Genomic DNA, 26,138 nt, shown 5'->3' with positions numbered 1-26,138 from the left:
GTCAGGCTTTCTGTTCTTTCTCGGCGAGCCCGAAGTCTTCGGCCAAGGTGCCTTTTTCTTTCGGGTCGCTCTTGGGGGCGTAATCACGGGGCGGTTCCGCATCGTTCCTGTCACCGGTGCCTTCCAGGCGCGCCCGGGCATTTTCCTTTTCCAGCTCAAGCAGCCAGTCTTCGTCGTTGCACAGCCGGTTGGCACCGCGGGCCATATGCTGGTTTACGTCACGGTAGGCGTCGTTGAAACGGCGTAGCAGATGAGCGGACTCCATAAAGTGTTCGTTCACCTGCGCCTGATAACGGGTGTATTCGTTTCTCAGTTCTTCAATCTGCTGTTCAGCCCGGCGCTGTCGCAAGGTGGAGCCCTGACCGGAGCGGCCAACCAGTACCCCGATGACAACGCCAACAATCAATGCGGCGATGGCTGCCAGAATCAGGTTTGTCATAAGCTGTGTCGTCCTTTTGATGAATCGTCCGTGCCGGTTGTGTCGGTACCCCGGCAGGTGCTGAATACGCCAGATCCGCTGGCTGTTATTAATGTGGTCGCAATCCCTTCCCCGAGTATAACGCCCGAAAGCCTCTGCGCACACGAGAGACGCCTGCGCCAATCGTCGTATTGCATCGTATCTCTGGCCTGCCGCCACTGTTCACGGAGTCCGGGGGCCTCCATAACGTGGCGAAAAAAGCCGGAATCGGCCACAATAGCCGGCCCCTATGAATGACCATACTTCGGGAAACGCCTTAATGACACCCCAAAAGCGCATCCATATGACCCCATGGGAACGATATCAACAGGACCTTGAGCGGCCGGAATTTGAAAAAGACCCGGCCCAGGAAGACGCGGTGCGCCGTTTGCAGTCACTGTACGACAAACTGGTGGCGGCGGAAAGGGAGCGTGACAAACCGATGGTCAAGCTCCGGCTCAAACTGAAAAAGGGCAAAGAAGATCCCGTCAGGGGGCTGTATTTCTGGGGCGGTGTCGGCCGCGGCAAGACCTACCTGATGGATACCTTCTACGAATCCCTGCCGTTTGACCGCAAGATGAGAGTGCACTTCCACCGCTTCATGCAGCGGGTTCACAAAGAGCTGAAAAAACAGAAGGGCAAGAAAAATCCGCTGGAACTGGTTGCCAGGCAGTTTGCCGACGAAGCCCGGGTTATCTGCTTTGACGAGTTTTTTGTCTCGGATATCGGCGATGCCATGATCCTGGCCACCCTGATGGATGGGCTATTCAGCCGCGGTGTCACGCTGGTCTGCACCTCCAATATTGCACCGGACGGCCTGTACAAGGATGGCCTGCAGCGGGCCCGTTTCCTGCCCGCCATCGAGCTGGTCAAGAAGCACACCGATGTAGTGAACGTGGATGGTGGCGTGGACTACCGCCTGAGAAGCCTGGAGCAGGCCGAACTTTACCATTATCCGCTGGACGAGGACGCCGACAAGAGCCTGCAGAAAAGCTACCACAGCCTTGCCGTTGAAGCGGGCAGCCACAGCCTGGAACTTGAAATCAACGGTCGCAAGCTCAAGGCTGTCAACCATGCAGACGACGTGGTCTGGTTCGACTTCAAAACCCTGTGCGACGGGCCCAGAAGCCAGAATGACTACATCGAACTGGCGCGGGAGTTTCACGCCGTGATCGTCAGTAATGTACCGGTCCTTGGCAAGGAGCGGGAAGATCAGGCGCGGCGGTTTATCAATATGATCGACGAGTTTTACGACCGCAACGTAAAGGTTATTATTTCCGCAGAGGCCGCCATCACCGACCTTTACACGGGAGGGCGGCTGCAGTTCGAGTTCGAACGCACCGAGTCGCGGTTACTGGAAATGCAGTCCCGGGAATACCTGGAGGCGCCGCACAGGGCGTGAGTGTGGAGGTTGGCGGCCTTGTCGGATCAAGCGCAGTTGTCGGATTACGCCTTTGGCTAATCCGACCTACCTCAGCTGATAACCCAAACCCGTCAACCTGTAGGTCGGATTAGCCAAAGGCGTAATCCGACACCAAAGCAACCATTTTGCAAAAGAGGTTCAACCATGACCACAGACAACGTCGTAATCGTAAGCGGCGCACGCACCCCCATGGGCGGCTTCCAGGGCAGCCTGGCCGCTGTTTCAGCGCCGCAGCTGGGCGCCATAAGCATTGCCGAAGCCGTCCGCCGCGCGGGGTTGCAGCCTTCAGATGTGCAGGAAGTCATCATGGGCAACGTACTGCCCGCCGGCCTCAAACAGGGCCCGGCCCGCCAGGCCATGCGCAAGGCGGGACTGCCGGACAACACCGGTGCCACCACCATCAACAAGCTGTGTGGCTCCGGCATGAAAGCGGCCATGTTCGCCCACGATGTGATCAAGGCCGGCAGCAGCGACATCATGGTCGCCGGTGGCATGGAAAGCATGTCCAACGCGCCATACCTGCTGCTGAATGCCCGCAAAGGCTATCGCATGGGCCCGGGAGACGCGGCTCAGGACCATATGTTCCTGGACGGTCTGGAAGATGCAGAAACCGGCCGCCTGATGGGTGCCTTTGCACAGGACATGGCCGACCAGAAAGGCTATACCCGTGAGGAAATGGACACCTACGCCATCAATTCCCTCAAGCGCGCCCAGAAAGCGATCACCGAAGGTCTGCTCAAGGAGGAAATCATTCCTGTGACCGTAAAGACCCGTAAGGGTGAGACGGTTGTAGAGGACGACGAGCAGCCATTCAATGCCAACATCGACAAGATACCGACCCTGCGCCCGGCCTTCAGCAAGGATGGCACCGTCACCGCCGCCAATGCCTCCTCCATTTCCGACGGTGCCTCGGCCCTGGTGCTGATGCGGGAATCCGAAGCCGAAAAGCGCGGCCTCAGGCCACTGGCGCGGATTGTCGCCCATAGCACCCATTCCCGGCATCCTTCGGAGTTTACCTGTGCACCAGTTGGGGCCATTGAGACCCTGTTCGGAAAAACCGGCTGGACCAGAGACGATGTAGACCTGTTCGAGATCAACGAAGCCTTTGCCATGGTTGCGATGATGCCCATCCGTGAGCTGGGCCTCGACCCGGAAAAAGTCAACATCCACGGCGGCGCCTGCGCCCAGGGCCACCCCGTCGGCTCCACCGGCTCCCGCCTGCTGGTCACGCTGATGCACTCCCTCAGGCACTACGGCAAGAAAAAGGGCATTGCGGCCCTGTGCATCGGTGGTGGCGAGGCAACGGCCATGGCCATTGAGATGCTGTAATCACTAACTGAAACGCCGGTGGGTCGGATTGCGCCGATGGTTTTGTCGGATTACGGCTTCGCCTAATCCGACCTACCTGTTTACGCTGGTGAGCATCCGTAGGTCGGATTAAGCGAAGCGCAATCCGACAAAAAAGGCTGCACTGGTGAGGCAAAAACCCCTTACCAAGCCAACTGGTTGCATTCAGAAATGTTGACTATAGTGATTCTGTGCGAGGGAAGCCTGCCGCAGAGAGGGGTGTAATCGTAAAATCATACTTTTGACTGATCAAAGCGTCCGATGGCGTTAGCTATAGTGCGAACATCACGAGCACTGTGCACGAAGCCTCCTAACATCGTGAATACCAATAATCAGAGCAGCGACTCAGAACAACAATGGAGTAGCCTTCCAATGACAAGAAAAACACATCAATGGCAGCAGTGGACCAAATTGCCGCTGGCCGTCGCGGTTGCCGCCGGAATGTCCGGCCAGGCAGCTGCCTATTCGTTTTATGTGGGGGATGTGGAAGCCTCTTTTGACACCACGCTGTCGGCTGGTGCCACCTGGCGGACGGCGGAACAGGACAAAAGATTGATTGCCCAGGGTAATCTCGGCCCGGAGTATACGCCGGGTGGATCCAAGGAAAATATCGGTGCCTCCACCAATAACTACGACAACGGTAACCTCAATTTCGAGCAAGGCGATACCGTTTCCAAGATCGTCAAGGGTAACAGTGACCTGTTTCTGAACTACGACGTTCGTGGGGATTACCTGGACCGCGTTGGTGGCTTTGTCAGGGGTCGTTACTGGTATGACTTCGAACTGAAAGATGAGCGCCGCGCCGTGGATTTCGTGGGCCAGCGCCGTTCGCTGAACGAACAGGCGAAAGATGGCGCATCCGGCGGCGAGATTCTTGATGCCTACGTTTTCTCTGACTGGTGGCTTGGTGAGATTCCCGTCAGCCTCCGGTATGGCAAACAGGTTGTTAGCTGGGGCGAAAGCACCTTCATCCAGGGTGGCATAAACACCATCAACCCCATCGATGTGCAGGCCTTCCGGGCTCCGGGCTCTGAACTGAAAGACGCGTTGCTGCCCGTTGAGATGTTTTATACCTCTGTAGGCCTCACCCAGAACGTAACGGTTGAAGCCTTTGTCCAGGCAGACTGGGAGCCGGTGCGCCCGGATGACTGCGGTACCTTCTTCTCCACCAACGATTTTGCAGCCGACGGCTGTGGCCCGGTCTTGCTGGCAGGCACGCTGCCGGATTCACAGGCACTGGCCCAGGGCTTTGTGGCACCGCGCCTGGCGGACGAGGAGGCCGACGCCAAGGATCAGTTCGGTGTGGCCGTGCGCTGGTTTGTGCCTGAACTGAACAATTCAGAGATCGGTTTTTACTACATCAAGTATAACAGCCGTCTGCCGTATGTGAGTGGTCTGGTTAATAACCCGTCCTCGCCAAGCGCCAGCCAGGACAGGGACGGCTCCGAGCCATCCTCGGCGTTCCCAAGCTACTTCATCGAGTATCCGGAGAACATCAACCTCTACGGCATCAGCATCAATACCACTACGCCCGGTGGTTGGTCACTGGGCGCAGAATACAGCTTCCGGGATAACTTGCCATTGCAGTGGAACGCTTTCGAGCTGATCTTTGGTGGCCTGCAGCAGCGGGGGCCGAACGGGGAAATACTCAGCAAGCTGGAAGCACAGCGTCGCGAAGAAAACCCGGGTGCCAATCTGGCGGGCAAGCCGGTGGACGGTTACGACCGTTTCAATGTCTCCCAGGCCCAGTTCACACTGATCAAGTTCTTCGACCAGGTCATGGGCGCAAGCCGTCTGTCGCTGATCGCGGAATTTGGTGCCACCTACGTGCATGACCTGCCGGATAATGACGAAGCCCGTTATGGTCGTTCCGGTACCTTCGGTATTGGCACGCTTCCAGTTGATGGTGAGAACTTCACCGGTGATTTCTGTGTTGCCGGTGCCAACATCAACACCAACTACTGTAATAATGAAGGCTTTACCACGGACTTCTCCTGGGGCTACCGTACCCGTCTGGTTTGGAACTATCCGAGTGCCATTGCGGGCATCAACCTGTCCCCACAGCTCGCCTGGAGTCACGATGTGCAAGGTTATGCGCCGCAGCCGGGTGGTAACTTCAACGAAGGTAGCAAGGCTATCGGCGTGTCCCTTCAGGGTGTATACCAGAACCGCATAACCGGTAATATCGGTTATACAAACTTTTTCGATGGCAAGCCGTATAACGAGTTAACTGACCGTGACTTCCTGAGTGCAAGTGTTTCATACTCATTCTGATTCGGCCTGAATTCGTTTAACGAGGTAATTTAAATGAAACTGAACAAGAAGCTACTGGCCACTGGCATACTGTCCGCATCGCTGTTCGCGGGCAACGCCTTTGGGGCAGTTTCCGCAGAGGAAGCGGCCAAACTGGGTGACTCCCTCACGCCAATGGGCGCAGAAAAAGCGGGTAATGGCGAAGAAATCCCGGCGTGGGACGGCGGTCTGACAACGCCTCCGGAAGGATACGAAGGCGATGGAATCTACGTAAACCCGTTCCCGGATGAACAGCCTCTGTTCACCATTGATCAGAGTAACGTTGACGAATATGCCGACAAGCTGTCACCGGGACAGGTTGCCATGATCGAACGTTACGACGATTATAAAATGCCGGTGTATCCGACCCATCGTACGGCCGCCTATCCGGATCATGTGATGGAGGAGACCGTAGAAAACGCCACCACTGTTGAACTGATCAAGGATGGTAACGGCCTGGGTAACTACCAGACCGCAACACCGTTCCCGATCCCGCAAAATGGTCTGGAAGCTATCTGGAATCACATCACCCGTTACCGCGGCGGCTCCGTTATGCGTAACGTCGGTCAGGTGACTCCCACGGAAGGCGGTGCCTTCAGTGTGGTGAAGTTTCAGGACGAGCTGACCTGGCGCACCTATCTGACCGATTACGAGCCGGGCGAAGACGAGAACGTGCTGTTCTACTTCAAGCAGGCCATCACCGGGCCGGCCCGCCTGGCGGGTAACGTGTTGTTGGTTCATGAAACCATCGACCAGGTCGCCGAGCCACGCCGTGCCTGGGTATACAACGCCGGCCAGCGCCGCGTGCGTCGTGCACCGCAGGTAGCCTATGACGGACCGGGTACTGCTGCCGACGGCATGCGCACCTCCGACAACTTCGACATGTTCAACGGTGCACCTGACCGTTACAACTGGGAGTTGATGGGCAAAAAGGAAATGTACATTCCGTACAATTCCTACCAGCTGGTGGACCGTGACCTGAGCTACGATGAAATCGTCAAGGCTGGCCATATCAACCAGGATCTGACCCGTTACGAGTTGCACCGTGTCTGGCATGTGCGCGCCACCCTGAAAGATGGCGAGCGTCATATCTACGGCCAGCGTGACATGTACATCGACGAAGATTCCTGGCAGGCGACCGTCATCGATCATTACGACGGTCGTGGTGAGCTCTGGCGTGTAGCCGAGGCCCACAGCATGCAGTTCTACGATCAGAACGTGCCCTGGTACGCCATCGAGACCCTGTATGATCTGCTGTCCGGCCGCTATCTGGTGCTGGGACTGACCAATGAGGAAACCAACCCCTATACCTTCGGTGTTGAGCGTTCTTCCCGCGAGTATACGCCGTCTGCTTTGCGCAGGGCAGGTACACGTTAAGGCACAGATGTACGGAAGCAATTCCGGGCTATGAAAACGGCGGGCTGCGGCCCGCCGTTTTTTGTTTTTGCAGCCTACCCCTACTTTAGTTTAATCTCTCCCTACTCATTTGCCGGAAAATGGGCCAATGTGCCCACGAATTCCGGGTTTTCAACGGGGCAGAGAGTGAAATCATTTGATGATGGCTGTGCGGCCAATGATGAGTTCCAGTCGGCACTGGGCGGAGTACATCGTGGCGAGTTGATCAGGGATTTACTGCGTCAGCGGGTGCGGATGCCGGAGCCCGTTCCCAATTACCTGCGAAGAAAAGCACTTACTGAAAAGCTCACATCTGCTACCGCGCCGGGTAAGGTGCTGTCTGTTGAGGCGCCGCCAGGGTATGGTAAAACACATGCCCTGAGTGTTGCCTTTCGTGAAAACGGCCGGAACCTGGAAACCGTGAGATGGCTGGGCCTGACCGGTCAGGAGAACGACCCCGGCCGGTTGATGGCTCTTCTCGACATTGCACTGACGCCACCCGCTGGCGCTTCCCGGCCTCCCGGCCAGCAGAAAGCCTCGAGCTACAGTGACGCACTGGCGCTGCTGTTGTCGGATCCCCGCTGGAACGAGCCGGAAGCCGACAGCGTACTGGTAATCGATAACATTGGGACCGTCGTCAATCCCGCTGCCATCGCCCTGTTGCAGCAACTCGCGGCCAATACGCCCGACGGTCTGGCGCTGGTCCTGGTGTCGAGAAAACCGCTGCCGTTTGAAACCCATACATACGAACTCGAAGGCCGGTTGAACCGTGTCGGTGCCGAATCCCTGGAACTGACGCGCTCGGAAACCTTCGAGTTTTTCCAGACAGCGGTCAGCCGCAACCAGCTAACCACCATTGCGGTGGAACATCTCTATGCACTGACCGAAGGCTGGGTGACCCCCCTCGCGCTTTATCAGCGAGAGCTGGATTCCTCCGCCGAGACGCGGTTGCCGATTCAGGAAACCTTCAGCGTTGAGCGCTTTCTCCGAGATGCGGTGCTTATTCATCTGACCCCGGGGCAGCAGCGTTCCCTGCGCATTATGGCGGAAATGGAGATTGTCTCCGACGAGCTTTTCCTGGCTCTGGCGGATGCCGGTTGCGACCACGCCTTCAGGCCCTCTGCGGCTGCCGAAACCGGCATACCTCTGCGCCCGCTGCCGGGCAGGGGGCGCTGGTTCCGTCTCAATCCATTGCTCCATGACTGGCTGCAGACCCCCGCTCTGGATGGCTCCCGGGATCGGGCGCTGAAGGCCAGCCGCTGGTTCAGTGAGCGTAACCAGTTTCCCGAGGCATTGCGGTACGCGCTGCTGAGCGGAGACCTGGACGAGTCGGTACAGATTGCCTCGGAAGGCTCAGAGGCGTTGCTGATTGGTCAGGACACGGCATCGCTGCTGCGGCTTCGCCGTTCTCTGCCGCCGGGCCTGCTGGAAAAGAGCGCACGGCTGAAGATCGTTTACGGGTGGGTCCATGCCATCGGTGGTCAGTTCAGCCAGGCGCGGGTGCTGATCCACGATCTTGACCACGGAGCTCATCCCGGACTGGAGGGCCGCATTGATGCCCTGAGAGCGTTTATCCTGCGGGGTGAGGGCAGTGTTGATGAAGCCCTGGAAGTAGCGGACAGGGCGTTGCAGGCCGAGGAGCTGTCCACCCAGGGTCAGCTGGTTACGCAACTGGTCCGCTCCAGCGCGCTGTGCGCAGCCGGTGAATTTGGCGAAGCGAGGGAAGCCAACCGCATTGCAGCGCGACTGGCCAGGGAAGCAGGGGACGGAGGTTCGGAAATTCTGGCGGTTTACGCCCACGCCCGCATTGAGCTGGGCAAGGGCTCGCTGAAGCACGCCGAGCAGCTTCTGAGGACTGGCCTGGACACCGCCATGAACGAGGCCTCCCGGCCGGCCCGGGTTGGCGAAACCCGGCTTCAGCTCAACCTGGTAATGGTGCTGTGGCACCAGGGCAGGGAAGCGGAAGCAGACCGACTTCTGGTTACCTGTATGCGTCACGGGGAGCAGACGCGGGATCTGGGCCTGTTACTGGCCATGGCGCTGAGAGTGCTGATCTGCCGTACCCAGAACCGCATGAACGATGCCTTCGCCTGGATTGGTCGGGCCGAACGCATCATGCAGTCCTGGCAGGTAGACGAATCGGTGTATGTCCCGGTTCTGGAGGCTCTGAAAATCAGTGGCTGGCTGGCGCTGGGGCAGGCGGATACGGCGGCCCAGGCCATGGAGCGGCTGAAGCCATGGCGGGAAGTGAATTGTGTTCCGGAAATGTTTCCGATGATGCCGGGCATGCTGACCTGCCTGCAGGCCAGGATCGAACTGGCGCGGGGCGACGATGTCAAAGCCGCGGAAACGGTGAAGGGTATCCGCAACAACAACGGCGGATCACTCCCGTTCGGGCTGGACATTCACTCAAGATTGTTGGAAAGCGTTGTCAGCTGGCGCCAGAAAGGCCCCGCAGCTGCACAGAAGATTCTGGCCACAGCGATCAGTATGGCCGGAGACGAGCACTACATCAGCCCGTTCGCCGAGCTCAGGGGCGAGTTGCAGGAGTTGCTGGAAAAAACCTGGCAGCAGTTGCCGGATACGGCTTTCACCGAGTCCGTGGGACGGCTGTACGGCCTGTCCGATATGAAAGAACAGGCGGCCCTGGCGGAGCCTATCAGTGACAGGGAGCAGGGCGTGCTGGAGCTCATCGCCCAGGGGCTCTCCAACCAGGATATTGCCGACCGCCTGCATATTTCCCTGCACACCGTCAAAACCCATGCTCGCCGGATCAATGCCAAGCTCGAGGTGAGGTCCCGTACCCAGGCCATCGTCCGCGCCCGCGAGCTGGGGCTGTTGTAACGATCAGGCGGTCTGTTTCAGTTCTTCAATGCGGGCGTCCTTCTCGGCCCACAGCTCGCTCACCCAGCGCTGGAAATCAACGCGGACCTCGCGGTCGTTCTGGTAGTCCATGCCCAGGAATCGCCGCGGTATTTCCCGGGTTCGTATATCAATGACAATTTTCTGCACGCGCCCGCACAGGTAGTCCCAGATTCCGCACCTGCCCTCCGGGTAGAGGATCGTCACGTCCAGCATGGTATGCAGCGATTCGCCCATCGCCTCCAGTACAAAGGCGGTGCCACCGGCACGGGGCTTCAGCAGGTTCCTGTAGGGTGAGTTCTGGCTCTTGTGCTTTGCTGGCGTCAGCCGGGTGCCTTCCATGAAATTGAAGATGGTCACCGGGGTATAGCGGAACTTTTCGCAGGCGGCGCGGGTGGTTTCCACATCCCGGCCTTTCAGTTCCGGGCGGCGGGCGATCTGTTCCTTGGTGTGCCGCTGCATGAACGGAAAATCCAGGGCCCACCAGGCAATACCCAGAAAAGGCACCCAGATCAGCTGCTGTTTCAGGAAAAACTTGAGCAGCGGAATACGGCTGTTCAGCGCATGCTGAATGGCCGGGATATCGGTCCAGCTCTGATGGTTGCAGGTGACGAAATACCAGTGATCACGGCTCAGGCCTTCGGCGCCGCGAACGTCCCACTCGATATCGTGGAGCACATCCGCCAGTACATTGTTGAAGCCGATCCACAGCCAGGCAATGCGGTTGAGAATAATGGTGCATCCCCTGCGGACGGCGGCTGCCGGAATCACCAGTTTGATGACGGCGAAGACCATCAGAATCGGGAAAAGCCACAGGGTGTTCAGCACAATGAGCAGGATTGCAAGCACGCCTTTCAGCGGTGCAGGCAGGAAACTGAGCATGGACAGCATCTCCGGAAATACCTATCTGGGCCGTTATCGGCGGGCGGGATTAACCTTCATCGGCGCTGGCGTCGTTCGCACCACTGTCCGGCAGCAGGGTTTCTGCCTTGCCGGCTGACGCCAGTTCCAGCAATGCCTGCTGGCTGCTGTCCCGAACACTGCGAAATTTTTCGTCGTAGTAGCCCAGATTGTTGTAACGAATCATGCTGCGGATTTCAGCCACGTATTCCTCGCCGCGCTCGGAATAGTCAATCAGGCCGGCAGCGAGGCTTGTACCGCTGGCGTCATTGCCGTTGGTGCGGGCCCTGAGGCGGACGTCCCGAAGTTTCTGGTAGGCAGGATGACGGTTGAGGTTCTGAATGTAGGAGCGTACCGAGAGGTACGGGGAGTCGAAGCTTGCCACTTCATGGCTGGCACCTTCGACACGGCTCTGCGGTACCAGGCCGCAGCCCTTGGAGAAACACCACTGGCCAAACAGATTGTTTCCCCGCAGAGCAAAGCGTGAGGTGCCCCAAGCGGATTCATTGGCGGCCTGCGCCATAATAAGTGAGGGAGGAATTACATCCAGACGGCTCTCGAGCCGCCGGAACATGTCGGCGCTGCCCGGCTCTTCATCAACCCGCAGGCGCTCTGCCTGGTTTTTCAGCCAGTTCAGCTCGGTCTTGTTGAGCTCGTCCTTGCTGGCAAGACTTTGCAGATACTCACGTTCGATCAGAATGCGGGAGTTCGCCAGTACGATGCGCGGGTAGAGAAACGAGAAGAACGCCGCCTTCTTCTCAGTAGTATCGCGATAAGTGGAGAAGTCCGGCAGATCGGCCGTGGCCCAATGGGGCAGCGGTGGTAATTTGCTCAGCGCGACCTCGCCATTGCCATGACCGTTTCGATCCAGGTCGGGATCCGGTGTGTGCAGTGCTCCCCACAAGCCGAAAACCACCATCGGAAAAATCAGCAAGAACGCCCGGATACCAGAAGACATAAGACCTCTCATTACAATTGATATGGCAGCAATTATAACAGGTTATACGGCCACGTCGCCCGGGCAGTCTGGTGGTGGTCAGTCCGGCACGCCGGCCGGACCTGCAAGGTTTTCAGGGTCGGATCAGAAGAAGATCTTCATGCCGGCCATCACACCCTCATCCAGGTTGAGATCACCGCGGCCATCAAAATCAGTATTCAGGTAACGGTAACCGGCAAACAGCTCGGCATTCCGGATCACCCGGTAGCTGGCCCGCAGTTCCAGACTGGTCATCTCGTCGGAGTCACCGAACGACAGAATGCTGGGTGCGTAGTGGAGCCCGCCGGTGAACGATAAGCCCGGTACGTCGGGAATATTTACCGTGGCGAACCCGCCCAGGGCCACCGCACCACCGTCCACATCGTCGTCATCCCACCCGATTGCACGCAGGCCGAGGCCGGCTGTGGTCGGTAGGTTGCCAAGCGCTGTACGGCCCTGGGCGTGAAAATCCAGGTTGCCGATATGGCGGCTGCCTTCATGATAGGTATAGCCGGTACCCACCTGAATCTCAGAGTTGGTATCGAAAAAATTCACCTGGCCCTTGACCGAGTCGTTGGTCAGGCTCAGATCTGCGTCGGCAGCGAATACAGGGGCTGACGCAAGGGACAGTACGATAAGGGGAATACGGATCGCTTTCATTCTTCTACCTTCTCATTGATTGGGTGTAATCGGATCGGGCTTTATTTGGCCGAATGGTAACGGGCAGCCAAAGCAGGCTCAACTTAAAACGGGGTAAGGGGAGATTATTGGTCGAGGTCATCCGGTGACACGTTCTCTGCCGGCACGCGGTATTCTTCGTTGGCCCAGGCGCCGAGGTCGATCAGCTTACAGCGTTCGGAGCAGAAAGGGCGAAAAGGATTGCTCTCATTCCATTCCACGGCTTTTTTACAGGTGGGGCATTCTACGATCATGGTGGCCTTGTATTGACGGTCTGACTTGTACTGATGGTATCAAAAGTAATCAGGTGGATGCGGACGCTTTGCAGTATTGTTCCAGAACCGCCCGTAGCATTTCAATATTGACAGGCTTGGCAACAAAAGAATCCATACCGGCCTCGCGGCATTGCTCTTCGTCTTTCTCCATGGCGCTGGCCGTTAAAGCCACCACGGGGACCGGCGTGCGGTTGTGGTCCTTCTCCCACTGGCGCAGGCGCCGCGTGGCCTCGAATCCATCCATCCGGGGCATGATGCAGTCCATGAAAATAAGGTCGAACGGATGCCACTGCCAAAGGCTCGAGGCGGCCTCGCCGTCATTGGCCGTCATCACGTCACAGCCGAGTTTTTCCAGCAGCCGGCGCGTGAGGGTGCGATTAACCGGATTGTCCTCCACCAACAGCACTTTCATACGGCTACAGGGTGGTTCCCGGCGGCGCGTGTTATCGCTGACCGCCTGCAGGGAAAACCGGGTCAGGAACCGGCGTTCGTCCCGCGCCGCATCCGCAAACAGCTGATGCAGAATCGGTGTCAGGCAGGATTCCCGCAGAGATTTGCTCAGAAACGCATCGGCTCCGGCCTGGCGGAAATGCTCCGCATCCCCCCGCTGGGGGTTGGACGACAGGATCAGCAGCCGGGTATGGCTCCATTCCGGATTACCGCGGATCTGGCGGCACAGCAGATCGCTGTCCATGTCCGGCACAAATCCATCCAGCACAATCGCATTAAAGGGCTCGTGGCTATCGGAGGCCAGCCGCAGTGAGGTCAGCGCTTCGGCGGCAGAGTTTACCGCTTCAATATCCAGCTCATGTCGCGCCAGCATCTCCAGGGTAATCTTGCGGGACAGCTCATAGGAGTCTACCACCAGAATGCGCTTACCCCGGATCATGCTGGTGTCCGGCCGGCTGCGGGTGGCACTTTCGGCAGCCACCGGCAACGTCAGTTCCATCCAGAAAGTGGAACCATCCCCGGGTTTGCTCTCCAGCTCCAGCGAGCCGTTCATCAGCTGAACCAGCTGGCGACAGATGGTCAGGCCCAGGCCGGCCCCCGGAAGCTGGCGCTGGAAGCGCTGGCCCAGCTGAACGTAAGGCTCATACACCAGCGGAATGTCCTCAGGGTTGATGCCGACGCCGGTATCTTCAACCGCTATCCGCAGCCGCACCTTGTCGTCCCTGCGGCCCAGGACCTCGATACTGATCAGCACATGGCCGGAATCGGTAAACTTGATGGCGTTGGAGGTCATGTTCAGCAGGATCTGCCGCAGCCGCACCGGATCGCCCCGCAGCGCCCAGGGCAGATTTTCGTCAATGCGCAGCTCCAGGGCCAGGCCCTTTTCGCGGGCGCGGGCGCCCAGCATGTGCACCAGATCGTTCAGGGTCTCCCTCAGGTCAAAGGGAATGTCCTCCAGCATCAGCTTGCCGGCTTCCATGCTGGAAATATCCAGCAGATCATTGATGATCGACGACAGGCTCTCGGAGGCATTCATCAGTGTATGAACATACTCCCGCTGGTCCTGGTCCAGGGGCGTGTCTGTCAGCAGGTTGGCGTAACCCAGAACCGACTGCAGAGGAATGCGCAGTTCATGGCTGACATTGGCCAGGAACTGACTCTTGGCGTGATTGGCGCGCACGGCTTCGTCCCGCTCATCCCGGGACTGGATCGAGGTCTGGCGCAGAGAGCGGGTATCTTCCAGCAACTGCAGGCGCATGGTGTTCAGGGCCTGCTCCAGCTCGCTGAGCTCATCGCCGCGCCTGGGCGGTTTACGGCGAAGCCTTAGCGGCTCAATCAACGCATCCAGATTCAGCCGGGCGGCATAATCGGAAATCGCCTCCAGATGCCGGGACAGGGTGAGGCGGACAATAAGCAGCAGCCCCAGCGTGCCCAGCATCACAATCATTGACTGGTACGCCAGCGTCAGCAGGGCGCGGTCCATCAGCTCGTTATAAACCGTTTCCACCGACGAAGTGACCGTCAGCGTGCCCATGGCTTCGCGGGTGTCGTCAGAGCTGTCAAACGACGCGCGATCGAAAACCAGAGGGAAGGACTGGGTGATCACACGGTCATCCGGATAGATGCCGGTATTGAACTCCTCGCCGGTGGCAGTGATCACCCGGGCGTGCTGGATCTCCGGGAGGGCACGCATATCGTCGAGGCTGTTGGCCACCTCACTGTAGTTCATCAGCCAGAGATTATTGCTCATGGCGCCGGAAACCAGATCGGCAGCACGCTGCTGGGTGTTACGAAGCTCCGCCGTGCGGCGCTCGAACTCGCCAATCATCTGCACACCGGTTGCCGCCAGTGACAGGATAACGCTGAACAGCAGAACATAAACCAGCAGCCTGGCCGCCAGAGGCCGTACACCTATTCGTCTGAATAACCGATTGGAAGGCAAGGCACGCATCCCTGTGTCGAAAAAACAACCGGTCAGCAGTTTAGCAGACAGTTAGCACTTCGACACGTTCCTGTGAATTGTCATTGACAAAGCGAAAGCGCACATTCAGATCGTACAGATGCGCCCCGTAAATCCGCTCCTCATCCCGCCCCCGCCGAAACGACGGCCGCGGATCGTAAGCCACCACATCCTCGATAAGCCCCCGCAGGTCCGGATAACGCGATGCCGGCAGCCCGGCAAGCTGCTGCTCCGCCTCCTCCAGAAACACCACCGGCAACCGCTCCGTCGGCGCCGAATCCGCCCAGCCCAGAGACGCCTCCGGCACCGAATCCACAAACGGCAGATACGGCTTGATATCCAGAATCGGCGTACCGTCAATCAGATCATGCTCCCGGATCCGCAACACCAGCTGCCCGTCATCATCCCTTCCAAGCCCCTCATTGCGCACCACCGACAGCCCCAGACTGTTAGGCCGGAACGGCGATCGGCTGGCAAACACCCCGATTTTTTTATTACCCCCCAGCCGCGGAGGCCGAACCACCGGCCGCCACTCCGCCCGCACCGCCTCGTGAAACTGAAACATCAGCCACAAATGACTGGCCGTCTCCAGCCCCCGAAACGCATCCTCCCGGTCAAACGGCGGCTGAATCACCAGATCGGCATGGGCAAACCGGGTCAGCCCCGGCTGCCGGGGCACTCCGAACTTGTCACGGAAACAGGAACGGGTAATGGCAATGGGTGTAAGCGTTAATGCCTCGGCGGCAGGGCGAGAAAGATGACGGCTCATAAAGGCAATAGACAACTCAAGTTAGAGCTTTGCGGGTAGGGGCTGTGTCGGGAATGTCTTCGGCCATGGATGGCCGAAGTCAAGCGCACATGGATGTGCTCGTAGCGTGTCCCGGCACAGCCCCTACCCGCAAAGCTCGACCAGAAAAATACTGAAGCTCGGCCAGGAAACAACGGAATCAGACTCGGAGCCCGGCTAATAGGGCCGCTCAATACTGCCAGAAAAATACAGCTCTATCCGCAAAACCAGCGAAGCCCGATCCTTGAAGCTCTCATCCCGCGGAAACTCCAGCGCCGGAATCACCTCCGCAAACAGCCAGTCACTGTGCAACCGATACCGGTACGTCAGATCCGTAAACACCGACGTCGTCCGCCAGCCCGGCTGACTCTCACCCAGAACACCCACCCGCGGATTAATGGTAGACCGGTTATTCAGCCGCTTGTAGAAATTCGCCGTCTGCGACAGCTCAAACTTGCGCTCATCGTGAACCCATTCGGCCTCCGAAGACAGCAACGTATCCCAGCCATTGCCCAGATCCCGCCCCGCACCAAACCACGAGCGCGTACCCCAGCCATCCTGGTGGAAATAATACAGCCGCTGCTCCACCGCCAGCTTCCAGTCCTCACCCGGCTGCCACTCCTTCTCCGCCTTCACCCGCCAGAACGCATCCGGCGGCAGCCGCAGGCGCACACCCACATCATTACTCAGATTGATCGCATCGCCGACAATGGTCAGGTAACGGAACGCACCCGTGGCCTCGGTTTCACTGCGCTCATCCTCCGTCAGCTGCCGGTTTCGCCGCCGCTCCGAGAGGGGAATCAGCTCATCGCTCTCACTCTCGATGACCAGGCGCAGTTTTTCCTCGGTTGTCGGAATATCCAGCCGGAACCGTGCCTCCGGCTCGAACTGGGCCGGGTCACCGTATTCCGATTCGGTGGCAAATCCCACCCGCAGATAGCTTTCGTTATCCGGCAATGCCTGGTTGCTGCCGGAAAGCGTACGGTCGGCCCATTCACCCAGCGCCTGAACGCGATCGCTGTGGCCCCGCTCCTGGGTCAGAACCCAGTTACTGAACTCCAGCCAATAGGAATCCCTGGGCTCGGCCCAGAATTCGTCGGGGGAAAAGGTAAAAAACGAAGCAGGCAGGTTGTCTGGTGACAGCACATCCTCCGCCGCAGGGTCGGCAATGGTAAACGGCCGGTCCTGTGCCATGGACATGCCCGGTGCCGCTGCCAGCAGGGCAGCGCCTATACGGAAAAACTGGCGGAAACTGCGAACGCTAGCGACCAAAGGCCACCATAAACTGCCTGTGCAGCTGCTCAACGCGGCGCTCGACCTCATTAACGGGCCGGTTATTGTCCACCACCTCATCGGCCCGCTGTAGCCGCTGATCCCGGGGAATCTGCGCATCAATAATCCGCTGAATCTGATCCTGCGCATTGTCATCCCTGGCCATCGTCCTCTCAATCTGAACATCCTCCGGTACATCCACCACAACTACCTTATCCACCAGCTGATGCTGGTCTGTCTCCAGCAACAACGGCGACACCAGCAGCACATAGGGCAGGGCATAGTCCGCCGGGTGCAGCTGCCGCACCAGTTCCTCACGAATCACCGGATGCAACAGCCACTCCAGCCACGCCCGCTCCTCCGGCGCGTCAAACACAACCCTGCGCAACGCCCCCCGGTCCAGCCCGCCATCCGGCAGCAGGATATCACGCCCAAAATGCTCCGCAATCCGCTCCAGCGCCGGCGTACCAGGCTCAACAACCTCCCGGGCAACGTCGTCGGCATCCACCCAGTGTACGCCAAGGGCGCCGAACATCCGCGCCACGGTGGATTTGCCGGAGCCGATTCCGCCGGTGAGTCCAACGACAGCCATTCAACCTCCCAAAAAGGAACCATATTTTGTCGGATTACGGCTTCGCCTAATCCGACCTACGGGTTAGGCATGGGGCCGGGATTTGAATGGGATTGTCGGATTACGGCCCTTCGGGCCTAATCCGACCTACGTTGTCACCTGACCCATAGCGGTAGGTCGGATTAGCGAAGCGTAATCCGACAACCAAACCAGAGCTCAAACCCCCAAATACCCATACCAAACTGCCAAAATCTCCCCCCCAAACCACAAACAAAGCAACCCCGCCGCCGCCAGATACGGCCCAAACGGAATCGGTACCTCACGCCCATGCTTGCGGAACACCATCAGACTGATTCCCACAACCGCGCCAACCACCGACGACAACAAAATCACCGCCGGCAACAACTGCCATCCCAGCCAGGCCCCAAGCGCCGCCAGCAGCTTGAAATCACCATGCCCCATGCCTTCCTTGCCGGTCACCAGTTTGAACAACCAGTAAACAGACCAGAGCGACAGATAACCCGCAACAGCCCCCCAGAAGGCACTGTTAAAATCCGTCATCACCCCGAAATAATTAAGAATCAGCCCCAGCCACATCAATGGCAAGGTGATGCTGTCCGGCAACAGCTGGGTATCAAAATCGATCACCGTCAGCGCAATCAGCCCCCACACCAGCACCAGCGCCCACAGCGCCGCCTCCGTCGGCCCCATGACAAAAACCGTCACCACCGAAAACAGCGCGGTCACCGCCTCGATAATCGGATAACGCGGCGAAATCCGGGCCTTGCAGGAAGCACACTTGCCACCAAGCACCAGGTAACTGACCACCGGAATATTCTCCCAGGCACGAATCCTGTGGCCACAGGAAGGGCAGGTGGAAGCAGGTTTTGAAAGCGTGATCTGCTCATCCTCCTTCCGCTGCTCCTCAGGAAGCTCCAGAAAGTCCTCACACTGGCAGCGCCAGTCCTGCTGCATCATCTTCGGAAGGCGAAGGATGACCACATTGAGGAAGCTGCCGATGCAGAGGGAAAAGAGGGTAACCGCAGTGTAGAGAAGCCAGGGGGTGTCGAGGAGTGGGGCTAGATTTGGCATTGCTTGTCCGGTTCGGGGAGTGTTTAGAGGGTTTGTTGTCGGGTTGGGTTGGGTTGTTGGTGGGGTGGGGTTGTTGGATTACGGCTTCGCCTAATCCAACCTACGCGGGCCAGGGAGTCGCAATCGTAGGTCGGATTAGGCCCAACGGGCCGTAATCCGACAACAGGGCCGTAATCCGACCACCCCACAATCCGACAACCAACCTAAAACCACCCCCAAACCAAAAATCAACCCACAACCTGCCCCATCTGGAATATCGGCAGGTACATTGCAACAATCAAGCCACCCACAAGCACGCCCAATACAGCCATAATCATCGGCTCCATCAGTGCGGTCAGGTTGTCCACCATGTCATCAACCACTGCCTCATAATGTACGGCTACTTTCTCCAGCATTTCATCCAGATTACCGGACTCCTCGCCGATAGCCGTCAGCTGCACCGCCATTACAGGAAAGATATCCTGCTGACGCATCGATGCCTGCAGTTGCGTACCGCTTGAAACATCGCTTTTAATTCGGAGAATCGCATCCCGGTAAACGGCATTGCCGGTAGCGCCGGCAACCGAATCGAGTGCATCTACAAGAGGCACACCTGCTGCGAAGGTCGTGGAAAGCACCCGGCCGAATTTGGCCACTGCAGATTTGTCCAGAATTTCACCGGCAACTGGAACTTTGAGCACCCATTTATCCACAAGGTCTGAAAACTTTTGTGACCGGCGAACCGCTTCCTTGAACAGAAATATCGTGCCAACGATTCCAAGAAGCACAATAAACCACCAGGTTTGCATCCATTCAGATAGCCTCACAACCATTTGAGTAAAAACAGGAAGTTCGGCACCGAAACCCTGGAAAAGGCTTTCGAACTGGGGAACAACTTTTACCAGCAAAATAGCGGTGACGACGATGGCAACGATTATTACCGCAATGGGGTACGTCATTGCCTTTTTTACTTTCTTTTTGAGAATCTCGGTTTTTTCAAGGTAAAGCGCGATACGGTCGAGCATCTGCTCGAGTGCACCTGCTTTTTCACCGGAGTCCACCAGATTGCAATAAAGATCGTCGAAATGCTTCGGGTGTTTCCGCAATGCGGCAGCGAAGCTGGTACCCGAGGAAATGTCATTCCGGATATTGACCACAAGCTCCTGTAAGCCTCTGTTCTCCAGGCCATCGGCGACAATGTCAAAGCTTTGCACAAGTGGCACGCCGGCTTTCATCATCGTTGCCAGCTGGCGGGTCAGCATGGCAATTTCAAACGGCGTGATTTTCTTGCTGCCACCAAACAACGGCTTGGGCTTTTTCTTGACCTTGTCCGGGATGATGCCCTGTTTGCGCAACTGGGCTTTTACCAGAGCGAGGTTCGTGCCGTTAAGCTCGCCCTTGGACTTGTTGCCCTTGCGGTCTTTACCTTCCCAGACGAACGCCTGAAGTTTTTCTGCATTTTCTGCCATGTTTAATCCTTCGTCACGCGGTTGGCTTCCTCAAGGCTGGTCACACCCTCAATCACCTTTTTGAGAGCAGACTGGCGGAGATTCGGGAAGCCTTCGGCCTGTGCCTGCTTTGCAATTTTGATGGAGCTGGCCTCCTCCATAATCATGCTCGCCAGCTCCTCGGTAATCTTGACCACCTCGTAAATACCGACGCGGCCTTTATATCCTCCATTGCATTTATCACAGCCCTTGGGGCGGTACAACGTGAACCCTGTATCAATTTGTTCCTGTGTGAACCCTTCCGCTAAAAGCACATCCTTGGGGACATCAATTGATTTTTTACAGGAGTTGCACAGCCGCCGGCCCAGACGCTGGGCAATGATCAGGCTCACGGATGTAGCGATGTTGAATGCCGGCACACCCATATTCATCATCCGGGTCAGCGTTTCCGCAGCACTGTTGGTGTGCAGGGTGGAAAGCACCATGTGGCCGGTTTGCGCCGCCTTGATGGCGATATTGGCGGTTTCCAGATCCCGGATCTCACCCACCATGATTATATCCGGGTCCTGCCGCAGGAACGCTCGCAGCGCTTCTGCAAAACCCAGGCCCACCCGGTTGTTGACGTTGACCTGATTGACACCCTCCAGGTTGATCTCGGCCGGGTCTTCCGCTGTGGAAATGTTGCGCTCTGGTGTGTTCAGAATGTTAAGGCCTGTGTACAGCGAGACGGTTTTGCCGGAACCCGTGGGCCCGGTAACCAGAATCATTCCCTGAGGCTGCTCCAAGGCATCCATGAACAGCTTCTTCTGTTCTTCCTCGTAGCCCAGTGCGTCAATGCCCATTTTGGCCTGGCTCGGGTCCAGAATCCGCAGAACGATCTTCTCACCCCAGAGTGTGGGCAGGGTGTTTACCCGGAAGTCGATGGCCTTGGTTTTGGACAGCTTCATCTTGATACGGCCATCCTGAGGCACCCGGCGTTCCGAGATGTCCAACTGCGACATGATTTTTATACGGGCCGAAATCTTTGGTGCCAGCTTGATGGAAGGGCGGGACATTTCCTTGAGGATGCCATCAGTCCGGTAACGCACCCGGTAGGTCTTTTCGTAAGGCTCGAAGTGAACGTCGGAAGCACCACCGCGGATGGCATCAAGAAGCATCTTGTTTACATATTTGACGATTGGTGCATCGTCGACATCCGTGGCAGCAACAACTGCATCCTCGTCCCGGTCACCACCTTCTGTCTCCACACCTTCCAGATCAGCATCATCCAGGTCGCCCATGGTACTGTCCTGGGACTCAAGATATTTATCAATGGCAGTGCTGAGCTTGGCCTCGTCGACCAGAACGGCATCGGTGCTCAGGCCGGTATTGAACTTGATCTCGTCCAGCGCCTGGATATTGGTGGGGTCAGACACCGCAATAAACAGCCGGTTTCCCCGCTTATAGAGAGGAAGCGCGTGGTGTTTGCGGATCAGTTTCTCGTCAACCACCTTCTCCGGCATCATTTCCGGGAGAAAAGAGCTGAGGTCCAGCACCGACACCCCGAACTCCATGGCGGCGGAGAAGGCCAGTCCACCACTGTTTGCCAGGTCGTTCTGGACAAGGTAGGTGATCAGCGGAATCTTGTTCTGGGAAGCCTGAATAAAGGCGTCTTTAGCCGTTGCTTCGTCCAGCAGACCGTCTTCCACAAATCGCCGGGCAAGCCCCGTCAGCGTCACGTTGGAATTGTTAGTAGCCATAAAGGGTTCAAGAATGCCGTATAAGTTGCTGAAATTTTGTCAGGTGTGAAACAGCCAGAGTTTAGATGGATGGCGAGGGTTTGGAAAGTCATGCAGGGGAAAGCTTGACCTTGCTCAAATCCGGGCAGCCGATGAGCATCCGGTCTGGTTGGGTCAAAGGTGACCAATAGTGTCACTCACTGACGACAATTGACGTTGTTTTGCAATAAAAATTGGTTGTGACATGTGTCACACAGCGCATCCAGTACCCTGATAAAAAACAGGTTTGTAACAGCCCGTAGCAGTTGGCATGATGTCTGCTTCCGTCGGTGCAGGCTCAAACCGATTGCGGGGCAAAGCTCCAGCGGTCCCGAAGCCATGGTGAAAAAAACGACAAACACAGAGGTCGAAAAATGAAAAGCATACGAGTCAATCACGCCCAGAAAGGTTTTACTCTGATCGAACTGATGATCGTTGTTGCGATCATCGGTATTCTGGCAGCCATCGCCATTCCGCAATACCAGGATTACATCGCACGCACCCAGGTTACCCGCGCCTACGGCGAAATTTCCGCCCTGAAGACTGCTGTTGAAGAGCGCCTGTCGCGCGGTGTTACTACCAACACTTATGGGGACTTCGGCTTCACTGGCTCAAACCTGACAACGGAAGCTCCTGGTGATCAAGCGGACTTCCCGGGTGGCATTGGTAACCTGGTCGCGACCATGGGTGAGAATGCTGCCACCGGGATTGCTGGCGCAACTATCACTATCGCGCGAGATGCAGAGGGCTTATGGACCTGTACAGTAGCCGCGAATGGTGCAACGGCTTGGGATGCAGGCTTTATTCCGGCCGGTTGTCAGTGATAAGTCGATAATCTGACAGCAGTAATCGTTATAAAAGAGGGGCTTCAAGCCCCTCTTTTATTTTTAAAGGTAAATAAGGACAGAATAATGAACAGAACGATAGCCTCGTTTATATTTGTGTGTTTGTCGTTTCTCGTTCTGGCTTTTGTCTTTCCTGTGGGGCTTTATCCTTTCCAGGATGAGTCTCGAGATTTTTTTGCGTTCATCGCCGCCGTCGCCCTGGTTTTTTTTGTGCTCTACAACAGAAGCATAAAAATGGCATTTCCCTTCTTCCTGGTTTTTTTACCCCTTTTTGCGGGCGCTTTGATTTTAACCGACCTGGCTTCTGCACCAGGCGTAGACCTGTCATTTAACTGGTATTCTCTGGTTTTCCTGTTTTGCACAATGATCGCCATAGCCATTGCGTCGCTTGCCCGCACCTACGGGCCACAATTTATTGCCCATAATCTTGCGCTGTTCCTGATTGCTGTTTTTCTCCTGTCAGCATTTTTTGGTTTGTTAAGGTTTTATGGAGTGCTCGGTACTTTTATTCCATTAATAACCGAGGATGGAAGTCGATTGATGGGGCCCATGGGGCAGCCCAATCTGATGGCAATCCTGAGCGCCCTTTCGCTGTCAGCAATGGTTTATCTGTTTCGTGCAGATCGTCTCGGCGTTAAAACTGCATATGCCGGTGCCGTACTGATTTTTTATGTGGGGGCACTTACGGCGAGCAGATCCTGGTACATCGCGGCATTCATTGCTCTTGTTCCACTGATTCTGGACACAATCCGGGGACTTCTTCCGAAGTCGACGAAACCGGCGACTTATGGTGAAGATAGTAGGAAAGTTTCTGCAATCGCGATTTTAGTGCTTTTCCTCATTGTCTCCTACGGCGCGCCAAAGCTTGATGCAGTAATTGCCAGTTCCATGATTGAGTCTGGATTCCTGGAGCGAGTGACCGCCGAAGAAATTTACCAGCGCAAATCGATTGCAGGTAGTACTGGTAGACTTGCTGAGTGGTCGAAAGTGGTTCTCAATCTCGACAAGATGGATAACATTTTGGTGGGCTACGGCCCGGGACAATACGGCACATTCAGCAACCAGATTTCCGTTGAGGAAAGTCTGAGGGGAAATACCAAGGTCTGGAATCATTCCCACAATATATTCATTAATTTTTTTGTTGAATGGGGCGTTGTCGGCTTTGTTTTAATCGTATCCTTCTTTGGCTACGTCGCTTTTCGAGCTCTGAGGACTGAGAAGACAGCGCCGAATATTTTTCTCATCTCTGTCATTTCGATTTTCGTGTTTCATAGCCTGGTCGAATTCAGTCTTTGGTATTTGCCTTTCCTTGCGATCTTTATTGCTGCCTTAACCTTGCTTGATGCCCGTAAAGGCATCGATGCCATGAGTGGTTCCAGTCGAAAAATTGTGTCCGGTATTCTGATTCTTGTGTTTTTGCCTCTTGGTTTTTATGTTGGCAAAGATATATATACAGTCATAAAGGTAATGTACAAGGACCAACCAATATTCGATGATCAACTTGCCCTACGCGACGCATCCCGCAGTTCTCTGGTTGGGCATGGGGCCTATTCTGTACGTATTCTGAGATTTTCTCCTCCTGCGTCGGGCATCAAATACGAACTGGAGGCGATCGAACAAATGGTGAATTGGCGCCCCGAGCCCCTATACAGGTTAAGGCATGCCGTCCTCCTTGCTGCTGCAGGCCGCACCGTGGAATCCTGTGAAGCGATAGAACAAACGATCATGCTCTATCCGGATACTGTCACCACGCTCCAGGAAGAGCTGGCCTATCTCGATGCAAAGGGCCTCGTAGATGCATCGCAGTACTTTCAATGCGTTGGTCACGGTGTTGAACATTGGGTTGAGAAGTCAGCCGCTGCGCAATAGAAGGGCCTTCTTGTGTATCCACAGGCTGGAACAACTAAATGCGCCAGCCTGTTTGATTCAGGCCAGCTTTCTGTCCTGTCTTATGGGTGTGGCTTTCAAACCTCCACTTCCCCAAACAACTCCGCCACCTCAACATCCCACCCAAATCGATCCCGCACCCTTTTGCGCATAACATCACTGGCCACCATCTCACCGTGCGTAATATAAACCTTCTCCGGCTTCAACGTCCCGGCCTCAAGCCACTGCAAAATCTCCTCATAATCCCCATGAGCCGACAGCGAATCCAGGTTATGCACCGCGGCCTTCACCGGCCAGTGCTCGCCATGTATCTTCACCGATTGCGCGCCATTGACCAGCGCATCCCCACGGGTACCAGGCGCCTGGAATCCCGCAAACACAATGCTGTTCCGCGGATTCGGTAGCAAGGTTTTCAGGTGGTGTAATACACGCCCACCGCTGGCCATGCCGCTGGCGGAGATGATGATGCAGGGATAGCGTACGGTGTTGAGTTCGATGGATTCGTCTACCGTGCGCACAAACTGGGTGTGCTCGTCGATGATGCCGCACTGGTCAGCGCTGAGCTTGTGCTCCTTGTGATGCCGGGAAAAGATCTCCGTCGCCCTTATCGCCATGGGGCTGTTCAGGAATACCGGCATTTTCGGTATCCGGCCTTCGTCCATGACCTTGTGAATCAGGTACAGCAACATCTGCGCCCGGCCCACCGCAAAAGAGGGAACGAGCACGATGCCGCCGCGTTTTGCGGTTCTGGTGATGATGTCAGCCAGTTCCGATTCCGGGTCGCTTTCCGGGTGGAGGCGGTTACCATAGGTGGACTCGCACACCAGCACATCCGCCTTACTGATAGGCTCCGGCGCGCGCATGATCACATCGTCCTGGCGCCCCACATCGCCGCTGAACACCACAGTGCGGTCGCTTGCCCGGTGATGCACGTGCACACAGGACGATCCCAGGATATGCCCCACTGGAGTGAAGGACACTTCCATCCCTTTAACCGGCTCAAAGCGCTCGTGATAATGCTGGGACTCGAAATGCTTCAGGGCTTCGTGTGCGTCCTTGACGGTAAACAGCGGCTCGGGCTTGTCGTGTTTTGAAAAACCCTTGCGGAAAGCGTATTTGGCATCTTCCTCCTGCAGGTAGCCGGCATCGGGCAGCAAAACCTTGCACAGCTCATGGGTGGCTTTGGTGCAGTAAATCTTTCCCCTGAAGCCGTTCTTCACCAGCGCAGGCAGGTAGCCGGTATGGTCGATATGGGCATGGGTCAAAACCACCGCATTAATAGACGAAGGCTCCACCGGAAACCGCGCCCAGTTGCGTTTGCGTAGGTTCTTCACGCCCTGGTACATGCCGCAGTCCACCAGCAGGCGGTGTTTGTCATCCGACAGCAGATAGCGTGAACCGGTCACCGTGCCTGCCGCACCAAGGAATTTCAGTTTCATGGAATCGTCCCTGCAATAGTTTTGATGTGCTGGCAATGGGGTCAGA

The 26,138-nt window shown here is 56.8% G+C and carries 20 protein-coding genes; 7 read left to right on the top strand and 13 right to left on the bottom strand.

The window, feature by feature from the left end:
- Nucleotide 1: 1 nt before the first annotated feature.
- Nucleotides 2-439 carry a YhcB family protein gene (locus DIT72_RS16635; RefSeq protein WP_135956371.1) on the bottom strand — a complete coding sequence of 146 codons (438 nt, stop codon included), beginning with the start codon at nucleotides 437-439 and terminating at the stop codon, nucleotides 2-4.
- Nucleotides 440-761: 322 nt separating this feature from the next.
- Between DIT72_RS16635 and zapE the strand changes: the two genes are divergently transcribed.
- The 5 genes from zapE to DIT72_RS16610 all read left to right on the top strand — a co-directional run bounded on the left by zapE (nucleotide 762) and on the right by DIT72_RS16610 (nucleotide 9,758).
- Nucleotides 762-1,859, top strand: coding sequence for a cell division protein ZapE (zapE, locus tag DIT72_RS16630; RefSeq protein WP_169450037.1), 1,098 nt, complete (start codon nucleotides 762-764; stop codon nucleotides 1,857-1,859).
- Nucleotides 1,860-2,024: 165 nt separating this feature from the next.
- On the top strand, nucleotides 2,025-3,209 hold the full coding sequence (locus DIT72_RS16625; RefSeq protein WP_135956369.1) for an acetyl-CoA C-acyltransferase: 1,185 nt from the start codon (nucleotides 2,025-2,027) through the stop codon (nucleotides 3,207-3,209).
- Between the two features lie 390 nt (nucleotides 3,210-3,599).
- Nucleotides 3,600-5,501 carry a DUF1302 domain-containing protein gene (locus DIT72_RS16620; RefSeq protein ID WP_135956368.1) on the top strand — a complete coding sequence of 634 codons (1,902 nt, stop codon included), beginning with the start codon at nucleotides 3,600-3,602 and terminating at the stop codon, nucleotides 5,499-5,501.
- 33 nt (nucleotides 5,502-5,534) lie between these two features.
- Nucleotides 5,535-6,896 carry a DUF1329 domain-containing protein gene (locus DIT72_RS16615; protein ID WP_135956367.1) on the top strand — a complete coding sequence of 454 codons (1,362 nt, stop codon included), beginning with the start codon at nucleotides 5,535-5,537 and terminating at the stop codon, nucleotides 6,894-6,896.
- 165 nt (nucleotides 6,897-7,061) lie between these two features.
- Nucleotides 7,062-9,758, top strand: a complete 2,697-nt coding sequence (locus DIT72_RS16610; RefSeq protein ID WP_169450036.1) for a LuxR C-terminal-related transcriptional regulator — start codon at nucleotides 7,062-7,064, stop codon at nucleotides 9,756-9,758.
- A 3-nt stretch (nucleotides 9,759-9,761) separates the two neighbouring features.
- On the opposite strand, the gene DIT72_RS16605 is transcribed toward DIT72_RS16610, so the two are convergent.
- The 11 genes from DIT72_RS16605 to pilB all read right to left on the bottom strand — a co-directional run bounded on the left by DIT72_RS16605 (nucleotide 9,762) and on the right by pilB (nucleotide 21,903).
- Nucleotides 9,762-10,658 (bottom strand): acyltransferase, encoded by an 897-nt coding sequence (locus DIT72_RS16605; protein ID WP_135956365.1) that lies wholly within the window; start codon nucleotides 10,656-10,658, stop codon nucleotides 9,762-9,764.
- Nucleotides 10,659-10,707: 49 nt separating this feature from the next.
- Nucleotides 10,708-11,634: a glucosaminidase domain-containing protein gene (locus DIT72_RS16600; protein WP_135956364.1), complete on the bottom strand. Its 927-nt coding sequence runs from the start codon at nucleotides 11,632-11,634 to the stop codon at nucleotides 10,708-10,710.
- 123 nt (nucleotides 11,635-11,757) lie between these two features.
- Complete coding sequence (locus DIT72_RS16595) at nucleotides 11,758-12,312, bottom strand: YfaZ family outer membrane protein (RefSeq protein WP_135956363.1); 555 nt, start codon at nucleotides 12,310-12,312, stop codon at nucleotides 11,758-11,760.
- A 104-nt stretch (nucleotides 12,313-12,416) separates the two neighbouring features.
- Nucleotides 12,417-12,584 (bottom strand): DNA gyrase inhibitor YacG, encoded by a 168-nt coding sequence (yacG, locus tag DIT72_RS16590; protein ID WP_135956362.1) that lies wholly within the window; start codon nucleotides 12,582-12,584, stop codon nucleotides 12,417-12,419.
- A 49-nt stretch (nucleotides 12,585-12,633) separates the two neighbouring features.
- Complete coding sequence (locus DIT72_RS16585; RefSeq protein ID WP_135956361.1) at nucleotides 12,634-14,997, bottom strand: hybrid sensor histidine kinase/response regulator; 2,364 nt, start codon at nucleotides 14,995-14,997, stop codon at nucleotides 12,634-12,636.
- Between the two features lie 40 nt (nucleotides 14,998-15,037).
- Nucleotides 15,038-15,784: a tRNA (N6-threonylcarbamoyladenosine(37)-N6)-methyltransferase TrmO gene (tsaA, locus tag DIT72_RS16580; RefSeq protein WP_135956360.1), complete on the bottom strand. Its 747-nt coding sequence runs from the start codon at nucleotides 15,782-15,784 to the stop codon at nucleotides 15,038-15,040.
- Between the two features lie 195 nt (nucleotides 15,785-15,979).
- Nucleotides 15,980-16,996 (bottom strand): hypothetical protein, encoded by a 1,017-nt coding sequence (locus DIT72_RS16575; protein WP_407658001.1) that lies wholly within the window; start codon nucleotides 16,994-16,996, stop codon nucleotides 15,980-15,982.
- Between the two features lie 67 nt (nucleotides 16,997-17,063).
- A complete protein-coding gene (coaE, locus tag DIT72_RS16570) occupies nucleotides 17,064-17,666 on the bottom strand; it encodes a dephospho-CoA kinase (protein ID WP_135956359.1) in 603 nt (200 codons plus the stop codon).
- A 195-nt stretch (nucleotides 17,667-17,861) separates the two neighbouring features.
- Nucleotides 17,862-18,737, bottom strand: coding sequence for a prepilin peptidase (locus DIT72_RS16565; RefSeq protein WP_135956358.1), 876 nt, complete (start codon nucleotides 18,735-18,737; stop codon nucleotides 17,862-17,864).
- Between the two features lie 227 nt (nucleotides 18,738-18,964).
- On the bottom strand, nucleotides 18,965-20,185 hold the full coding sequence (locus tag DIT72_RS16560; RefSeq protein ID WP_135956357.1) for a type II secretion system F family protein: 1,221 nt from the start codon (nucleotides 20,183-20,185) through the stop codon (nucleotides 18,965-18,967).
- A 2-nt stretch (nucleotides 20,186-20,187) separates the two neighbouring features.
- Nucleotides 20,188-21,903 (bottom strand): type IV-A pilus assembly ATPase PilB, encoded by a 1,716-nt coding sequence (gene pilB, locus DIT72_RS16555; protein ID WP_135956356.1) that lies wholly within the window; start codon nucleotides 21,901-21,903, stop codon nucleotides 20,188-20,190.
- A 392-nt stretch (nucleotides 21,904-22,295) separates the two neighbouring features.
- Between pilB and DIT72_RS16550 the strand changes: the two genes are divergently transcribed.
- Both DIT72_RS16550 and DIT72_RS16545 read left to right on the top strand, forming a co-directional pair.
- The gene (locus tag DIT72_RS16550) at nucleotides 22,296-22,745 is read left to right on the top strand and encodes a pilin (protein WP_135956355.1); all 450 of its coding nucleotides are present in this window, start codon (nucleotides 22,296-22,298) and stop codon (nucleotides 22,743-22,745) included.
- A gap of 87 nt (nucleotides 22,746-22,832) precedes the next feature.
- Nucleotides 22,833-24,635: a PglL family O-oligosaccharyltransferase gene (locus tag DIT72_RS16545; protein ID WP_135956354.1), complete on the top strand. Its 1,803-nt coding sequence runs from the start codon at nucleotides 22,833-22,835 to the stop codon at nucleotides 24,633-24,635.
- Nucleotides 24,636-24,730: 95 nt separating this feature from the next.
- Here the strand turns inward: DIT72_RS16545 and DIT72_RS16540 are convergent, their stop codons facing one another.
- A complete protein-coding gene (locus DIT72_RS16540) occupies nucleotides 24,731-26,092 on the bottom strand; it encodes an MBL fold metallo-hydrolase (protein ID WP_135956353.1) in 1,362 nt (453 codons plus the stop codon).
- Between the last annotated feature and the right edge of the window lie 46 nt (nucleotides 26,093-26,138).

The organism is Marinobacter orientalis (assembly GCF_004792665.1).
GTDB classification, from domain to species: domain Bacteria; phylum Pseudomonadota; class Gammaproteobacteria; order Pseudomonadales; family Oleiphilaceae; genus Marinobacter; species Marinobacter orientalis.
This window is presented reverse-complemented; position numbering and strand designations above follow the sequence as displayed.

Excerpts from the sequence above, each read along its gene's own strand:
- DIT72_RS16635 (WP_135956371.1), bottom strand. The coding sequence starts at position 439 with ATGACAAACCTGATTCTGGCAGCCATCGCCGCATTGATTGTTGGCGTT.
- zapE (WP_169450037.1), top strand. The coding sequence starts at position 762 with ATGACCCCATGGGAACGATATCAACAGGACCTTGAGCGGCCGGAATTT.
- DIT72_RS16625 (WP_135956369.1), top strand. The coding sequence starts at position 2,025 with ATGACCACAGACAACGTCGTAATCGTAAGCGGCGCACGCACCCCCATG.
- DIT72_RS16620 (WP_135956368.1), top strand. The coding sequence starts at position 3,600 with ATGACAAGAAAAACACATCAATGGCAGCAGTGGACCAAATTGCCGCTG.
- DIT72_RS16615 (WP_135956367.1), top strand. The coding sequence starts at position 5,535 with ATGAAACTGAACAAGAAGCTACTGGCCACTGGCATACTGTCCGCATCG.
- DIT72_RS16605 (WP_135956365.1), bottom strand. The coding sequence starts at position 10,658 with ATGCTCAGTTTCCTGCCTGCACCGCTGAAAGGCGTGCTTGCAATCCTG.
- DIT72_RS16600 (WP_135956364.1), bottom strand. The coding sequence starts at position 11,634 with ATGTCTTCTGGTATCCGGGCGTTCTTGCTGATTTTTCCGATGGTGGTT.
- DIT72_RS16595 (WP_135956363.1), bottom strand. The coding sequence starts at position 12,312 with ATGAAAGCGATCCGTATTCCCCTTATCGTACTGTCCCTTGCGTCAGCC.
- yacG (WP_135956362.1), bottom strand. The coding sequence starts at position 12,584 with ATGATCGTAGAATGCCCCACCTGTAAAAAAGCCGTGGAATGGAATGAG.
- tsaA (WP_135956360.1), bottom strand. The coding sequence starts at position 15,784 with ATGAGCCGTCATCTTTCTCGCCCTGCCGCCGAGGCATTAACGCTTACA.
- DIT72_RS16575 (WP_407658001.1), bottom strand. The coding sequence starts at position 16,996 with ATGGCACAGGACCGGCCGTTTACCATTGCCGACCCTGCGGCGGAGGAT.
- coaE (WP_135956359.1), bottom strand. The coding sequence starts at position 17,666 with ATGGCTGTCGTTGGACTCACCGGCGGAATCGGCTCCGGCAAATCCACC.
- DIT72_RS16565 (WP_135956358.1), bottom strand. The coding sequence starts at position 18,737 with ATGCCAAATCTAGCCCCACTCCTCGACACCCCCTGGCTTCTCTACACT.
- DIT72_RS16560 (WP_135956357.1), bottom strand. The coding sequence starts at position 20,185 with ATGGCAGAAAATGCAGAAAAACTTCAGGCGTTCGTCTGGGAAGGTAAA.
- pilB (WP_135956356.1), bottom strand. The coding sequence starts at position 21,903 with ATGGCTACTAACAATTCCAACGTGACGCTGACGGGGCTTGCCCGGCGA.
- DIT72_RS16550 (WP_135956355.1), top strand. The coding sequence starts at position 22,296 with ATGAAAAGCATACGAGTCAATCACGCCCAGAAAGGTTTTACTCTGATC.
- DIT72_RS16545 (WP_135956354.1), top strand. The coding sequence starts at position 22,833 with ATGAACAGAACGATAGCCTCGTTTATATTTGTGTGTTTGTCGTTTCTC.
- DIT72_RS16540 (WP_135956353.1), bottom strand. The coding sequence starts at position 26,092 with ATGAAACTGAAATTCCTTGGTGCGGCAGGCACGGTGACCGGTTCACGC.